Origin of the sequence: Nonomuraea sp. B10E15, from assembly GCF_039871615.1 — a bacterium.
Lineage (GTDB): Bacteria > Actinomycetota > Actinomycetes > Streptosporangiales > Streptosporangiaceae > Nonomuraea.
This window is the reverse complement of record NZ_JBDPMB010000024.1, coordinates 79,907-94,998: the sequence shown is the minus strand read 5'-3', so window position 1 is coordinate 94,998 and position 15,092 is coordinate 79,907. Positions and strand designations below refer to the sequence as shown.

Below are 15,092 nucleotides of genomic sequence, written 5' to 3'. Positions count from 1 at the left end.
GGCTGATCATGAGAAGGACGTTCCACGCCGCCGCCGCGGTGGCGCTCTGCTCGGGCCTGTTCACGATGCCCGCCTCCGCCGGGTCCGCCTCCGCCGGGCCGGCCGCCGCCGGGGCAGCGGTGCGGCGGCTGCCCGTCACGCCGGCGGGCCAGGTCCTGGTGGTGCAGGCCAACCTGCAGGACTCGGTACGCCAGGCGGACGCCCGCGACACCAGAGACCTGGACAACTTCGCCAGGCTGCTGGCCGAGAAGGCCCCCGCGGCGCCGGACGCCCTGCTGCTCACCGAGATCCTCGGCCCCGGCGCCCGCCACCTGGCGAACGCGCTGAGCCGGGCCACCGGGCAGCGCTACCGGGCCGAGGTGGCGGGTGAACGCTCCGCCTTCCTGCCCGACGGCGCGGTCAGGGAGAACGCGATCATCCTGAACACCGGCACGATGACCGCCGCCGCGCGCGGCGGCTTCGAACGGGTGCAGGACGAGGACCAGGCCTACGTGGTGGCCGCGCGGCGGGACGGCACGCTGCGCGTGCCGCTGGTCGCCGCGCACCCCGGCGGCGATCCCGCGCCGGCCGCCGCCTGGCTCGCCGATCGGTTCGCCCGCGAGGACGGCGTCACCGTGCTCGGCGGCGACTTCCGCGCCGGGCGCTGCGCCGTACCCGCGGAGGACCAGGCCATCGGCTGCGAGCCGCAGGCGTTCTGGGCGGACCTGACAGGGCCGCGCGCCTACACCGACGCGTACTTCGAGCGCGGCGACGCGCAGGCGCGCCGGCACAGCGGGTACGTCTTCGCCAGGGGGGATGTGCTGAAAGCCGCGATCGACACCGACATGCCGGACGTCTCGGACTGCAAGGCGGCCTTCGACGCCGGGCGCTCGCACACGGCGGACCGGGACTGCCGCGCCGCGTACTACGCCGACGAGCCGTTCGGATGGGCGCTCATCGGGGCCGCCCGCGACGAGCAGCAGTCGGTGGTCCCGGCGAAGCTCGCCCTCGATCACTGCGAGCTCGCCGTGCGCACCGCCGACGTGATGGCCAGGGTCGTCAACAACACCGCGGCGCCGCTGTCGCGGCCGGTCCGCGTGAGCGCGTCCGAGCCGCTCACCGCCACCCCCGCCGAGGCCGCCCTCGACGTGCCCGCCGGCCAGGCGAAGAACGTGATCGTGACCGTCACCGCGCCCAGGGACACCGAGCCGGGCGAGCACACCGTCACCGTGACGATCGGCAGCGAGAAGCGGGAGATCCCGGTCACCGTCACCGAGGACTGCGTCGAGCCGAAGGTGTACGCGACCAGCTTCCACGCAGGCTTCGGCCCCGAACTGGCGGTGGACGACGACATCGCGACCTACTGGCACTCGGAGTACCAGCCGCCGCACCCGCTGCCCCAGTCGATCACCCTCAACCTGGGCGAGACCAGGCAGGTCAGCGCGCTGGACTACCAGCCGCGCTTCGACGGCAACCTCAACGGCACGATCCTGGACTACAAGGTCTACCTCAGCACAGACGGCCGGACGTTCACGGAGGTCGCCGGCGGATCGTGGGCGGCCGACGCGCGGCAGAAGAGCGCCTCGTTCGACGCGGCGGACGCCCGCTACGTGCGGCTGGAGGGCAGCCGGGCCAGCGGCGGGTCCTACCTGTCGGCGGCGGAGGTCACCGTCCGATGAGCAGGTTCGCGGGGCAGGCGGCCGTCGTCACGGGTGGCGCGCGGGGCATCGGCGCCGCCACGGTCCGCCGGCTGGCGGCGGAGGGCGCCTCGGTGGTCGTCGCCGACATCGACGACGCGGCGGGCCGGGACGTGGCGGACAGCGTCCCCGGGGCCGTGTACGCCGCCTGCGACGTGGCCTCGCCGCAGGCGTGGGACGACCTGCGCACGCTGGTCCTGTCCCGGTTCGGGCGGCTGGACGTGCTCGTCGGCAACGCGTACGTGCTGCGGAAGGGGCCAGCCGACGAGGTGGGGCCGGACGACTGGAACGCCCAGCTCGCGGTCAACCTCGGCGGGTTCTACCTGGGCGTGCGCGCGTTCATCGGCGAGCTGCGGCGGGCACGCGGCGCTCTCGTGGCGGTCTCCAGCGTGCACGCCGGCTTCGGCCTGCCCGGCCGCCCGGCCTACGCCGCGTCCAAGGGCGGGCTGCTCTCGCTGACCAGGCAGCTCGCCGTGGAGTACGGCCCCGAGGTACGCGCCAACGCGGTGGTGCCCGGCCCCATCCTGACCGGGGCGTGGGACGGCATCGACGAGGCCGGCCGGGAACGCAGCGCCCGCGCCACGGCGGCCGGGCGGCTGGGCAGCCCGGACGAGGTCGCCGCCGCCATCGCGTTCCTGGCCAGCAGTGAGGCGTCGTTCGTCACCGGCGCCGCGCTGACCGTCGACGGCGGCTGGAGCGTCATGAAGGACTCCGACTGAACCCGTCTTGCCGCTACTGATCGAAAAGGGACCCATGCGCATCGTCTCGCTCACGACCTACCTGGTGGCGCCCCGCTGGCTGTTCCTGCGCGTCGACACCGACGAGGGCATCACCGGCTGGGGCGAGCCGGTGGTCGAGGGCAGGGCGGCCACGGTGGCCGCGGCCGTGGCGGAACTGTCCGAGTACCTGGTCGGCGCCGACCCCCTGCGCATCGAGGACCACTGGCAGGTGCTCACCAAGGGCGGCTTCTACCGGGGCGGGCCGGTGTTGTCCAGCGCGGTCGCCGGCATCGACCAGGCGCTGTGGGACATCGCCGGCAAGGCCTACGGCGTGCCGGTGCACCGGCTGCTCGGCGGGCCGGTCAGAGACCGCGTCCGGGTCTACATCTGGGTCGGCGGCGACTCTCCCGCCGAGGCGTCCGACGCGGCGGCAGGGCTGGTCGAGGCCGGGTTCACCGCGCTGAAGATGAACGCCGCCGGCATCCTGCGCGCCATCGACACGGCGGCTTCCGTCAGGGCGATCGTGGACCGGCTCGCGTCGGTGCGCGCCGCGGTCGGCGACGAGGTCGACATCGCGCTGGACTTCCACGGACGGCTGAGCCTGCCCATGGCCCGCAGGGTGCTGCCACTGCTGGAGCCGTACCTGCCGTTCTTCGTGGAGGAGCCGGTCGTGCCCGAGCTCACCGGCGAGCTGGCGGCGGTCACCTCGGCCACCGCCATCCCGATCGCGGCGGGGGAGCGGCTGTACTCGCGGTGGGATTTCCGCCCCGCGCTGGAGGCGGGGATCGCGGTCGCCCAGCCGGACGTCTCGCACGCGGGCGGCATCTCCGAGACCCGGCGTATCGCCGCCATGGCCGAGGTCTACGGCGCCGCCCTCGCCCCCCACTGCCCGCTCGGCCCGATCGCCCTGGCCGCCAGCCTGCAGACCGGCTTCGCCACCCCGAACCTGCTCATCCAGGAGCAGAGCCTCGGCATCCACTACAACGAGCCCGCCGACCTGCTCGACTACCTGGTGGACCCGTCGGTGTTCAGGTACGCCGACGGGCACGTGCCGCTGCTGACCGGCCCCGGCCTCGGCATCGAGATCGACGCCGCCGCCGTCGAACGCGCCGCCGAGACCGGCCACCGCTGGCGCTCCCCGGTCTGGCGCCGCGACGACGGCGGCCTCGCCGAGTGGTGATCGCCCTGCGGGAACCACGCGCTCACGGCCACGTGGGGCGGCCCAGCGCCGCGCAGCGGGCGCGGACTGCCTCCGCCTGCGTGTCCCCGAGAGCGTCGTAGCACTCCACGGCCCGCTTCCAGGCGTCCAGCGCGGCCGCCGTATCGCCCGCCGCCGCGTGCGTCTCCCCGAGCCGGACCAGCGTCTGCGCGGCAGGGTGGAGGTCGTCGCACTCCTGGAACAGCTCGGCCGCCCGCTCGTAGCCGGCCACCGCCCGCGTGTGGTCGCCCATGGCGTCCAGCACGTAGGCGATGCTGTCCCAGGCATGCCCCTCGCCCTGGGCGTAACCGAGGTCGGCCAGGATGGCCTGCGCATGGCTGCAGTCGGTGAGCGCCTGGTCGTACTCACCGAGCTGGGCGCGCCACCAACCGGCGTTGTTCAGCGCCCGGGCCTTGCCGATGGTGTCCCCGCCCTCCTCGAAGAGCTCCAGGGCCCGCAGCGCGTGGCGGAGCTCCTCGCCGGGCCGTACCCGGCTGACCGGGACCGTCAGGCCCAGGTGCAGGTGCGCCTCCAGGACGGGCTCACCGAGGTCGCGGTGGAGCTCGATGGCCTGGTCGAAGTGCGTGACCGCCTTCTCGTCGTGGCCGAGCTTGGCGCGGGCGCGGGCCAGGCGGCTGTGACTGCCGGCCTGCGCCAGGCGGTCACCGAGCCGCGCGGCGGCGCCCAGCGCCACCGCCTCGACGTGCAGGATCTCCTCCCAGGGGCCGCGGCGCTGCATGAACTCGCCGAACCCCCAGGCCAGCTGCCAGGCGTGCCGGTCCAGCCCGGCCTCGGCCGCCTCCGACACCACCGCGGGCAGCGCCACCGACTCGGCGGCGTACCAGCGCAGGGCCTCCCCCTGCCCGGCGAAGTGCTCCACGGCGACGCCGGGGGCGGGCGGGTCCGGCTTGACGCGTTCGCGGTGCGGGTAGCAGATGGCGCTGGCCGCGCAGGCCGAGTGCAGGTAGTGGTCCAGCAGGCGGCGGGTGGCGGACCGGCGCACGGTGCGGCTGTCGGTGGCGCGGGCCTGCTCGGCGGCGTACGCGCGCAGCAGGTCGTGCAGGCGCACGCGGCCGCGGGCGGAGTGGTCGACGAGGTTGGCGCGGTCGAGGTGGTCGATCAGCTTCCGCGTACGCTCCACGGGCAGGGCGGCAAGGCTCGCCACCGCGGTCACCGGAAAGTCCGGTCCGGCCTGCCTGCCGAGATGGCGGAAGAGGCCGGCCGCCTCCTCGGTGAGCTCGCGGTAGGACCGGGCGAACACGACGCGCAGGTCGATCGCGGGGTCGGTGTCGGCGAACGGTTCCAGGCCGGTTTCCGCTCGTTCGAGGTCGGCGGCGACCTCGGCCAGGGGCAGCTCGCTCCGCCGTACCATCCGCGCCGCCACGATGGCCAGGGCCAGCGGCAGGCGCCCGCACCTGTCGATGATCAGCTCCACGGCCTCGGGCTCGGCCGCCAGGCGGGCCTCACCGACCCGGGCGGCCAGCAGGTCGCGGGCCTCCTCACGAGAAAGGACTCCCAGATGGAGGAGGGACGCTCCGACGGTGACCGACAGCGAGGGCAGCTCGGACCGGCTCGTGATCAGCGTCAGCGACCCAGGCGCGGTGGCCAGCAGCGGAGCGACCTGCTCGGCGCCGCGGGCGTCGTCGAGCATGACGAGCACCCGGCGGTCGGACACCAGACTGCGGTAGAGCCCGATCTGCGCCTCGACGCCGGAGGGCACCTGGCTCTCCGCGACGCCGAGCGCGCCGAGGAAGCGGGGCAGGACCGCGCGTGCGCCGACGGGGTCGAGGGCGCCGAGGTCGGCGTAGAGCTGGCCGCCGGGGAAACGGTCGCGGTGCAGGTGGGCCCAGCGCAGCGCCAGCGACGACTTGCCCACTCCCGGCGGTCCCGAGATCACGCACACGGCGCCGGCGGCGGCCAGCCCATCCAGCTCGGCCTTCCGGCCGACGAAGCACCCGAGGCGGACGGGCAACTGCGCGGGTACGGGACGTTCGGCCTCGGCCACCTCGCCCTGCCGCAGCAACATGCGATGGACCTGGCGCAGCGCCGTCCCTGGTTCGACGCCCAGTTCCTCGGCGAGCGTGTGGCGCACGCCGGCGAAGCAGGTCAGCGCCTCGGCCGTACGCCCCGACGCGTGCAGCGCCTCGATCAGCGCGACGGCGACCAGCTCGTCCAGCGGGTACTCCTCCGCCAGCGGCGACAGCGCCGCCACCGCGGCTCCCGGATCGGCTTCGGCCACCGAACGCGCCCACCGCAGCACGATCTCCTTCCGCTCGTCCCGCAGCCGCCGGCGGGCCCGCTCGGCCCATTCGCCCGGCAGCCCTGTCAGCGGGTCACCGTGCCACAGCGCCAGCGCCTCACTCAGCGGCGGCCGGGGATCCGGTACGGCTGCCGCCCGCTCGGCGAGGCGGCGGAACCGCGACAGGTCCACGGCGGACTCGTCCACGTCGAGCAGGTAGCCGCCGAGCTTGCGCAGCACGTCGCCGTCGTCGCCGAGCACTTCGTGGCGGAGGTGGGTGATGATCGTGTACAGGGTGTTCCGCGCGCCGGACGGGATCCGTTCGCCCCAGATGCGGGTCAGCAGCGTCTCGACGGGAACGACCCGGCCGACCTCCCAGGCGAGGGCAGCGAGTGCGAGCGCGGCCTGCGGAGGGCGCACCGCACTGGTCTGATCCGCGCGCTCCAGCTCCACCGGTCCGAGCAACCGAATCAACATGGCTTTCCAGCGTAGTCAGGGGAGATCGACTCCTCCCAGGTTGTCATGTGTTCGGAACAGCATTGAGAAGTCATTGAGAAATCGCTGAGATGCCCGGGTGAGGCTGCCAGGCGAAGGCTCCTCTTCAGGAAGCGAGGGCTCATGAACGCCTTACACGGACTCTGCGACCGCCTTGTCGCACGGCTCGTCCCCCAGGTCAAGGCCTCAGCCTTGGGGTGCTACTGGCAGTGGGACGACAAGCCGCAGCAGTGCTACAAGCGCTGGTGCTGCGAGTACATCAACGGGACCAGGTGCAACGGCTGGGTCCGCTGCTGACCGGGAACAGAAAGCAGGACGTCATGCGGGTTCTCACCAGATTCACCGATCGGCTCGTCGAACGGCTCGTCCCCCAGGTCAGGGCCGCCGCCAGCAGTTGCTGGGAGGAATATCGCACCGTGATGGGCGGCCGGTGCCAGTACCGCAGGTGCTGCACCTACAACACGGGGACCAGGTGCAACGGCTGGTCGTACTGCTAGACGCCGATCCGGTGTCGTGATCCACGGGCCGGGCCCTCTGATCAGGCCCGGCCCTCCGTACCGCGATGAGGAGATCGTGATGGTTTACGCCCTGTGGGCGGCCGTGGTGGTGCTGGCCGTGCTGTGCGCCCTCAACCTGGCGCTGGGCCTGGGCATCATCCGCAGGTTGCGCGAACACACCGAGCGCCTCAACGGCCTGTACGAGCAGGCCGGCGGCGCCCCGCCGCCCTCGCTCCTGCCCGGTGAGACGGTGGCGGAGTTCGAGGTGGAGCACGGGCTGCGCGGGCGTACGCTGGTCGGCTTCTTCTCCCCGTCGTGCGCGCCCTGCAAGGAACTGGCCCCCAAGTTCGCCGAGCTGGCCGCGACGATGCCGCGTGACCAGGTCATCGCCGTGATCGCCGGCTTCCGCGACGAGATCGGGCCGATGCGCGAACTGCTCGAACCGGTCGCCATGGTCGACACGGCCGGCCCGGACGGCGGGTCGATGGCCACGGCGTTCAAGGTGGCTGCCTTCCCCCGGGTCTTCCTCATCGACGACAGCCGTACGGTGCTCGCGACGGGACATGACCTGGCCGACGTGCTGGCCCTTACCGCCGCGCGTGGCTGAGCGGTCCTGGCCGCGCGCCCTGGCCGCCGTCACGGGGCTGGCCTGGCGCAGCGCGCCCGTGACGGTGATCCTCTACGTCGGCGCCACCCTCGCCCAGGCCGCGGTCCCCATCTCCACGACCTGGTTCACCAAAGCGCTGCTCGACGCGCTGACCACCGAGCGCGGCTCCGTGCTCGGCGCGGCGCTCGGGCTGGCCGCCAGCGGCCTGGCCGCAGGCGTGCTGCCGAGCCTGTCCACCTACGCCAACGGCGCCCTCGGCAGGGCGGTCGGCCTGCGCGCCACCGACCGGCTGTTCACCGCCACCGGGAAGTTCGCCGGGCTGCGCTACTTCGAAGACCCCGCCTTCCTGGACCGGCTGCGCCTGGCCCAGCAGTCCACCACCGACTGCCACGGGCTGCTCGGATCCGCTTTCGACGTCGGCAGGGCCGCGCTCACGGTCGCCGGGTTCCTCGGGGCGCTGGCCCTGATCAACCCGTGGATGGCCGTGATCGTGCTGGTCTCGCTCGCGCCCGCGCTCGCCGCCCAGCTACGCCTGGCCAGGCAGTACACGACGATGATGTGGCAGACCAGTCCCGCCCAGCGCAGGGAGTTCTTCTACGGCCAGCTGCTGACCGGCGTCCAGGCCGCCAAGGAGGTCCGGCTGTTCGGGATCGGCGGCTTCCTGCGCGAGCGGATGCTGGCCGAGCGCAGAGGCGTCAACCGCGCCCAGCGCGGCCTGGACCTGCGCAGGCTGGCCACGAACGGCGCGCTCGAACTGCTGGCCGCGCTGGTCGCCGGCGGTGGGCTGGTGTGGGCCGGAATGGCGGCGCGCGAAGGCAGGATCAGCGCGGGAGACGTGGTGATGTTCATCGGCGCGGTGGCCGGCACCCAGCTGGGGCTCAACACGATGGTGCACATGATCGCGCAGATGGCCCAGAGCCTGAGGATGTTCGGCCACTACCTCGACGTCACCCACACCCCGCCCGACCTGCCCGCGACGGCCACCGCCCCGCTGCCGGCGCTGCGGCGCGGCATCGAACTGCGTGACGTGTGGTTCCGGTACGGCGACGACCACCCCTACATCCTGCGCGGCGTCGACCTGTTCATCCCGTACGGCGGCACCATCGCCCTCGTCGGGCTGAACGGAGCGGGCAAGAGCACCCTGGTCAAGCTGCTGTGCCGGTTCTACGACCCCACCAAGGGCACGATCCTGTGGGACGGGGTGGACCTGCGCCGCTGCGACCCCGCCGACCTGCGCGCCAGGATCAGCGCCGTCTTCCAGGACCACATGGCCTACGACCTGTCCGCCGCCGAGAACATCGGCCTCGGGAACCTTCCCCTGATCGGCTCCGAACCCGACATCCAGGCCGCCGCCCGGCGGGCCGGCGTCCACGACACGCTCGTCGCGCTGCCGCGCGGCTACGACACCCTGCTGACCCGGCTCTTCTTCAGCGACGGCGACGAGGACTCCGCGTCCACCGGGGTCGAGCTGTCGGGCGGGCAGTGGCAGCGCATGGCCATCGCCCGCGCGCTGCTGCGCGACCGGCCCGACCTGATGATCCTCGACGAGCCCAGCTCGGGGCTGGATCCCGAAGCCGAGCACGACATCCACGTCCGGATGCGCGCCGGCCGGTCAGGGCGTACCAGCCTGCTCATCTCCCACCGGCTCAACACCGTGCGCGACGCCGACCTCATCGTCGTGCTGGAGGAGGGGCAGGTGGCCGAGCAGGGGCGGCACGAGGAACTGATGGACCGGGAGGGCCCTTACGCCAGGCTGTTCACCCTGCAGTCGGCGGGCTACGTCACGGAGCACACCGCATGAGATACGTGGTGGGAGTCGTGCTGGGCGCTGTCGCCGTCCTGGTGTGGCTGCGCGGGCGGTTCGTCACGGTCACGGTCGAGGGCGCCAGCATGGAACCCACCCTGCACCCGGGCCAGCGGCTGCTGGCCCGGCGCACCAGGGGCGTGACCGGCGAGGTCGTGATCGTGCGCAACCCGCACCCCGTTCCGCCGCTGCTGGTCAAGCGGCTGGCCGCCTGCGAAGGCGAGCGCCTGCCCGCGGTGCTGGGCGGCGGGCTGGTGCCCGCCGGGCGCGTCGCGGTCCTCGGTGACAACCCGCCCCGGAGCGTGGACTCCCGGCACTTCGGCCTGTTGCCCGCCTCTCATGTGGTGGCGGTCATCAGGTCCCTGCCGCCACGAGAGGGACGGTAGCCGATCATGCGGTACGTCGAGGTGGCGAGCGGGCTGCTGCTGGTCACGGTGTTCGCGCTCGCCCTGGCGGGCAAGGTCCGCGGCCGTCGGGCGTGGGAGGGGTTCGTCGAGTCGCTCAGGGAGATGGCCGTGATCGGCCGGGCGGTCGTCCCGATGGCCGCCGTGGCCGTCACCGCGGGGGAGGCCGCGGTGATCGTGCTGGTCCTGGTGCCGCCACGCTGGGCCGGGACGGCGGGATTCGCGCTGGCGGCGGTGCTGCTGGGCTGCTTCACCCTGGCTGTGGGCGTGGTCGCCCGCAGGCCCGCTCCGGTGCCGTGCCGTTGCTTCGGCCCCTCCGAGACACCGGTCGGCGTGGCGCACGTGGTGCGCAACCTGATCCTCGTCACGGTGTCCCTGCTCGGGCTGGTGGGATCGCTGGCGAACGACTCCGCCGACCCGGTGATCAGCGCGGCTGCCGGAACGCTGGGCGCTGTACTGGGACTGCTGCTGGCGCGATGGGACGACCTCGCGGCGCTGCTGAGGCCGTCCTGGTGAACGCCTCGCGCTCGCCTGCCGGGCGGCGTGGAACGGTCACACCAGGGCGGCGACCGCGCGCAGGGTGACGCCCGTGCCGACGAGCAGGACGAGCGCGGCGGTCATGGTGGCGCTGTAGGGGCGCAGGCGCTGCAGCCGTCCCACCAGGGTGAGGTCACCCAGCTTGCGCAGGGCGAGCGCGGCGGCCAGCAGCGTGAACGCCATGCCGAGCCCGTAGCAGACGACGGTCATGACACCAAACACGGTACGTCCCAGCGCCACCGCGCCGAGCAGGACGACCAGGGCAGACGGGCTCGGCACCAGCCCGCCGGCCACGGCCAGCGCCACCACACCACCCGACCGCCGCCCCTGCCCGTGGCCGTGACCATGCCCGTGGTCGGGGTCGGGGTCGGGGACGGGGACGGGGACGGGGCTGCGGCGGCGGGCGGAGCGGAGCAGGCCGGCGCCGATCAGGGCGATGATGAGGCCGCTGGCCACCCCGAGCCACCTCAGCACCGCCTCCCCCGTGAACGACGCGGTGAGCGTGACGAGCACGCCCAGGACCAGCACCCCCGCCGTATGGGTGGCGGTGACCGTGGCCGCGACGGCGACCGTGTCCCGCAAACGTCTGTCCCGTCCGGCGAGGTAGGCGGCCATGACGGTCTTGCCGTGGCCGGGCATCGCCGCGTGCACGGCTCCGAGCAGCAGCGACAGGAACAGGGCCAGCATGCCGAGCGGCACGGTCAGCCGGTCGGCGCCGACCAGCGTGTTCAGCCGGTCGGCCAGCAGAGCGGTGTAGCGGGTGATGGTGTCCACGCCCGGCACGGTCACGGACGTTGCGGCGTCTCCGGCACCCGGCTCCACCGTGACGCGCGCTCGGCGTACGTCGAGCGGGGAACTGAGCAGGTCGGCGGGGTAGTCGCGCAACCCGCCCGACACGCTGTGCGCCGGCACGCTGGAGGCGCTGAGCCGCACGCCGTCTCCCCGGGCCGTGATCTCCCGCCAGCCCACGGTGCCGGCGCGGTGGGTGTTGGCGAAGGTGAGGGTGAGCGGCCGGTCCACCCGCAAAGGCGCGGTCAGGCGGCACGTCAGCCTGCTGGTACGCAGCCCCGCGGCCCCCGCCTGGTAGGCGAAGGACGCCTCGGTGACCCGCCAGGCCAGCGGCCGCCCCTCCACAGTGCCCCTGACGGTGTCGCGCAGCCCAGCGCAGGCACGACGGGCGTGGGCGTCCACGGGGCCGCGTACCGGCTGCTGCAGGGTCGGGATCTCGGCGCTGTCCACAATCGAGACGAGCTCGATCCGGTCGCGGTGAATCGTCAGTCCGTCGTAGTGGTTGACGCTGAAGTTGCCCAGCGGATGCGCGGCCAGCGCTGCGGAGACCAGAGGGGCGGCCAGTGGAACGATCATGCCGTCGCCGCCAGCAGCTTGCGCGCCCGTGCGGCCCCAGCCGGGGAGAAGTGCGGGTTGATGGACAGAGCCCTGGTCAGGTGGGCGCGGGCGGAGGTGGTGTGCCCGAGCGCCTGCTCTATCTCGCCGCGGTGGTAGGCGAACAGCGCGTGGTGCCCGCCGAGCCTTTCCGCGCGGGCGGCGTACGTGGCGGCCTCGGCATGGCGGCCCGCCCGGTGCAGTGCCCAGCCCAGGGCGTCGGCGACCTCGATGCTCCGGCGCCGTTTCCACTCCGCCCGCAGGTGCCGGACCGCGGTGTCCGGATCGCCGTGATCCGCTTCGTACGTGCCCATGGCCAGGTGGTCGGTCTTCCCGGCGGCGGCTAGGAGCTTGTGCTGGGCGGTGAACACGGCGTACTGACGCCTGGCCCCCGCCCGGTCGCCGAGGTGTTCGAGCAGTTCGCCGTACTCGACGACGAACGACGGGGCCCGGGCGACGACGGCGGCGTAGCCGCGCCGCGCCTGGTCGACGTGGCCGAGCGCGGCCTGTGCGCGGGCCTTGCCCACCTGCGAGGGCACGTGCCCGGGATCGGTGGCCAGCGCCTCGGCGTAGGCGGCGAGCGCGGAGCGCGGGTCACCGGTTTCCCAGGCCAGGTCGCCGAGTTGCCCCTGGCAGAAGGCGTACTCGGCGGGGTCGCCGGCGATCGCGCACGCGCGGTGCAGCAGTTCGCGTGCGGGCCCCGGCCGCCCGTGCACCCGCTCCAGGCGTGCGGCCCTGGTGAAGGAGGCGAAGTCGGGGCGGCCGTCGAGCATGTGCCGCAACGTGCTCTCGGCCTGGCGGTAGTGGCCGAGTTCGAGGTGGGCGTCGGTGAGCACGCCGTAGAGCGGCCAGCGGTAGGGGGCGGCCTTGCGGGCCCGTTCGGCCCATCGGACCGCGCCGGCGAAGTCGTGCCCGGCGTTGGCCAGCGCGCCCATGCCGATCACGGCGTCGATGTACGGCTCACCGTCGCCCGTGGGCAGGCGCATCGAACGTTCGAACGCGCCCTTGGCCTTGGCGTGGTAGGCGCCGTCGGCGGTGCGGCGGGCCTGCTCCAGGTACAGGAAGCCGAGGCCCGCCCAGGCCGCCGCGTCGTCCGGGTGACGGCGCAGGCGGTTCTGGGCGTCCTCGATGGACCCGGCCAGGTCGTGCGGCGACCACCCCGCCTGCCTGGGCGTTGGTTCGTCCCGGCGCAGGGCGCCGCCGGGGGCGTACAGGGCCAGCAGCACGCATCCCAGCAGCAGGCATCCCAGCAGGGGCAACGATCGCCGTATACGACTCATCTGATCGGGTGTCCTCGGTGTGGGCTCAGACGGCGGTGACGGGCAGCGCCAGGTAGGGGAAGCTGCCGGAGATGGGTTTGTACAGGAATGCCGGGTTGTCCTCGGCGATGAGGCCCGGAGCGCCGGGGCCCGCGGGCTCGCCCAGGAGCATGCGCAGGTTGACGGTCACGACGTCGTCGATGAGGCGGCGGCCGTTGGGGTAGCCCTGCTCGTCGCCCTTGAGCAGGCCGTACTTGTCCGGCTCAGCGGCGACGGGCGTGCTCATGTTGAGGCGCAGCTCCTCCGCCTTGGCGATGCGCGAGACGTCCCGGTTCAGCAGGTGGGAGTTGAGGTCCCGGTCGATCGGCCCGTCGCCCCGCGTGGTCAGGCCGGTGAGGTAGATCTCCTCCAGGTCCTTGCGCGGGGTCGGCGGCGCCGCGACCTTGGCTTGTTTCGCGACGACCTCGGCCTGGCCGGGGTCGAGCGTGGAGGGCACGACCAGCCCGCCGCTCTCGTCGCCGTCGGGCCGCAGCGTGTTGAAGCGGTCGCGCTGCTTCAGCGGAATGATGACCTCGTTGAAGTTGGGGTTGCCCAGCCGCGAGACCTGCTTGAAGCCGGCGGACTCTGAGCCGAGCACGCCGCTGGACCTGCGGGAGGCGGTGGTCCAGACGCCTATGACGGGGTTGGCCGCGGGGTCGCCGCCGAGCGCCAGCTCCGACTTGGGGATCTGCAGGGCCAGCGAGCTGACGTTGAGCGGCACGCCGGTCTTGACCGGGAAGAACGGCAGCCCGAACCTGAGCAGGTTGACCGCGTGGTTGTCGGAGTAGAACGGGTCGGCGGCCGTGCCGGTGAAGACCTTGCCCCCTCCCGGCAGGTCACGGACGGCCTTGCGGCGCAGCTCCGGATAGTTCGGCGTGGCCAGGGCGCCCATGTCGGTGGGAGCGACATAACCGTCGCGCACGAGCGTCTCCCACTTGCTGTCGCGCAGCCTGGTCAGCGTGTAGCTCTGCTCGACCAGGGCGTCGGCCGGACCCGCCTGGTGCTTGCGGACCAAGGAGGGCACCGGCAGCCCCTTGGTGGTGAACGTCCAGCGGTAGGTGACGGCGGCCCGGCCGGTGCCGGTGTTGTCGATGTGCACCTCGTAGCGGGCGCCGGTGTCGAACTGGTAGGGCTTGTTCGGCACCTGGAAAGGGATGTAGTTGGCCACGATCGTGACCGTGTCCTGGCGTTCGGGGCTGATGAAGGCGTACAGGTCGGTCGCGTCGACCTGCTTGTCCCGGGTGGTCGCGGGGGCGTCCCAGTGGCTGGTCGCCGTGCCCGGCCGCATGGAGGGGCCGAGCAGCACCGTGGTCGTCAGCATGGCTATGGCGGCGCCGCCGGTGGTGGCCCACGTCCACCGGCTTCTCGCGCTGGTCACTTGCATCTGTCTCTCGTTTCGCCGGCACCCGGCCGTGCCCGCGGGCACGGCCGGGCGGATCTCAGGTCTGGGGAGGTCGCCCTACGGCACGTACTGGACGACCGCGTCGAGGTTGGCCAGGTAGGCGCCCTCGTTCAGCGGGATGCCGGTGAGCTGCCTGACGGTCCGGCTGAGGTAGGGGCTGACATAGAACGGCCAGTGCTTGGGCCCGATGCCGCCTTCGAGCGGCCGGGGCGTGGGAACGTACGGGGCGAACTCCGACAGCCGGTAGGTGGCCACGAGCTGCTCGCCCTGGGGCCGGCCGTCGATCTCGACCTGAGCGTGCGCGCCGTCGGGGCGCAGGTAGATGTCGTGGATGGCGACCCTGTGCCCGCTCCTGACGTCGTTGATGACGAACCCGCCGGGGTAGTAGACGCCGTTGCACGGGTCGATGTGGTCCTGCTTCCACCCGATGGGCATGTAGATGCCCCTGTTGCCGGGCTTGGCCTGTATGGGGGCGAGGCCCTCCACCCGGGCGCCGCGCTCGTCGAGGAGCCTGATGATGTCGTTGCCGAAATCGAAGTTCGCGTGCCCCTTCGGGCCGAAGTAGGGGAACTCGAAACACGTGGCGCTCGGCGGCTGAATGGACGGGCTGCCGGGGATCGCGGGAGCGGCCCCCGCGGGGGCGGCCGTCGCCGCGATTATCGCGGCGCCGATCATGAGTGTTCCGGTAATGCGGGAAAGGGTGCGCATGGCTGTCGTCCTTTCGTTGTCACGAGACGGTCAAACGCCTCTGACCTGCAATGACATACTCAACGTAGTGAAGATGTCACTCCTTGTAAAGGGAGCGTAAATGCAGTCATCGAAAGGCCGGCACC

Annotated in this window: 14 protein-coding genes; 9 read left to right on the top strand and 5 right to left on the bottom strand. The window is 72.8% G+C overall.

Annotated features, from left to right (window positions below):
* The first annotated feature begins 8 nt into the window (after positions 1–8).
* Genes ABGB14_RS41610 through dgoD form a run of 3 tightly spaced genes read left to right on the top strand, consistent with a single transcriptional unit; the run spans position 9 to position 3,575 of the window.
* Positions 9–1,658, top strand: a complete 1,650-nt coding sequence (locus ABGB14_RS41610) for a discoidin domain-containing protein (RefSeq protein ID WP_347649384.1) — start codon at positions 9–11, stop codon at positions 1,656–1,658.
* The gene (locus ABGB14_RS41605) at positions 1,655–2,395 is read left to right on the top strand and encodes an SDR family oxidoreductase (RefSeq protein ID WP_347649383.1); all 741 of its coding nucleotides are present in this window, start codon (positions 1,655–1,657) and stop codon (positions 2,393–2,395) included. Before ABGB14_RS41610 ends, ABGB14_RS41605 begins: the two co-directional genes overlap by 4 nt.
* Before the next feature lie 34 nt (positions 2,396–2,429).
* The gene (gene dgoD, locus ABGB14_RS41600; RefSeq protein ID WP_347649382.1) at positions 2,430–3,575 is read left to right on the top strand and encodes a galactonate dehydratase; all 1,146 of its coding nucleotides are present in this window, start codon (positions 2,430–2,432) and stop codon (positions 3,573–3,575) included.
* Positions 3,576–3,597: 22 nt separating this feature from the next.
* Here dgoD and ABGB14_RS41595 read toward each other — a convergent pair whose 3' ends face one another.
* Complete coding sequence (locus tag ABGB14_RS41595) at positions 3,598–6,309, bottom strand: BTAD domain-containing putative transcriptional regulator (RefSeq protein ID WP_347649381.1); 2,712 nt, start codon at positions 6,307–6,309, stop codon at positions 3,598–3,600.
* A 141-nt stretch (positions 6,310–6,450) separates the two neighbouring features.
* Between ABGB14_RS41595 and ABGB14_RS41590 the strand changes: the two genes are divergently transcribed.
* From ABGB14_RS41590 to ABGB14_RS41565, 6 genes are all read left to right on the top strand, one after another.
* Positions 6,451–6,624 carry a hypothetical protein gene (locus tag ABGB14_RS41590; RefSeq protein ID WP_347649380.1) on the top strand — a complete coding sequence of 58 codons (174 nt, stop codon included), beginning with the start codon at positions 6,451–6,453 and terminating at the stop codon, positions 6,622–6,624.
* Between the two features lie 23 nt (positions 6,625–6,647).
* Complete coding sequence (locus ABGB14_RS41585) at positions 6,648–6,824, top strand: hypothetical protein (RefSeq protein WP_347649379.1); 177 nt, start codon at positions 6,648–6,650, stop codon at positions 6,822–6,824.
* A 79-nt stretch (positions 6,825–6,903) separates the two neighbouring features.
* Positions 6,904–7,431, top strand: coding sequence for a thioredoxin domain-containing protein (locus ABGB14_RS41580; protein ID WP_347649378.1), 528 nt, complete (start codon positions 6,904–6,906; stop codon positions 7,429–7,431).
* Positions 7,424–9,232: an ABC transporter ATP-binding protein gene (locus ABGB14_RS41575; protein ID WP_347649377.1), complete on the top strand. Its 1,809-nt coding sequence runs from the start codon at positions 7,424–7,426 to the stop codon at positions 9,230–9,232. The genes ABGB14_RS41580 and ABGB14_RS41575 overlap by 8 nt, the downstream gene beginning before the upstream one ends.
* Positions 9,229–9,621 (top strand): S26 family signal peptidase, encoded by a 393-nt coding sequence (locus ABGB14_RS41570; RefSeq protein WP_347649376.1) that lies wholly within the window; start codon positions 9,229–9,231, stop codon positions 9,619–9,621. Before ABGB14_RS41575 ends, ABGB14_RS41570 begins: the two co-directional genes overlap by 4 nt.
* Positions 9,622–9,627: 6 nt before the next feature.
* The gene (locus ABGB14_RS41565; RefSeq protein ID WP_347649375.1) at positions 9,628–10,155 is read left to right on the top strand and encodes a MauE/DoxX family redox-associated membrane protein; all 528 of its coding nucleotides are present in this window, start codon (positions 9,628–9,630) and stop codon (positions 10,153–10,155) included.
* Between the two features lie 36 nt (positions 10,156–10,191).
* On the opposite strand, the gene ABGB14_RS41560 is transcribed toward ABGB14_RS41565, so the two are convergent.
* The 4 genes from ABGB14_RS41560 to ABGB14_RS41545 all read right to left on the bottom strand — a co-directional run bounded on the left by ABGB14_RS41560 (position 10,192) and on the right by ABGB14_RS41545 (position 14,967).
* The gene (locus ABGB14_RS41560; protein WP_347649374.1) at positions 10,192–11,541 is read right to left on the bottom strand and encodes a High-affinity nickel-transporter; all 1,350 of its coding nucleotides are present in this window, start codon (positions 11,539–11,541) and stop codon (positions 10,192–10,194) included.
* Complete coding sequence (locus ABGB14_RS41555; RefSeq protein WP_347649373.1) at positions 11,538–12,818, bottom strand: tetratricopeptide repeat protein; 1,281 nt, start codon at positions 12,816–12,818, stop codon at positions 11,538–11,540. Before ABGB14_RS41555 ends, ABGB14_RS41560 begins: the two co-directional genes overlap by 4 nt.
* Before the next feature lie 46 nt (positions 12,819–12,864).
* Positions 12,865–14,241, bottom strand: a complete 1,377-nt coding sequence (locus tag ABGB14_RS41550; protein WP_347649372.1) for a DUF4331 domain-containing protein — start codon at positions 14,239–14,241, stop codon at positions 12,865–12,867.
* Positions 14,242–14,316: 75 nt separating this feature from the next.
* The gene (locus ABGB14_RS41545) at positions 14,317–14,967 is read right to left on the bottom strand and encodes a hypothetical protein (protein ID WP_347649371.1); all 651 of its coding nucleotides are present in this window, start codon (positions 14,965–14,967) and stop codon (positions 14,317–14,319) included.
* Positions 14,968–15,092 lie beyond the last annotated feature (125 nt).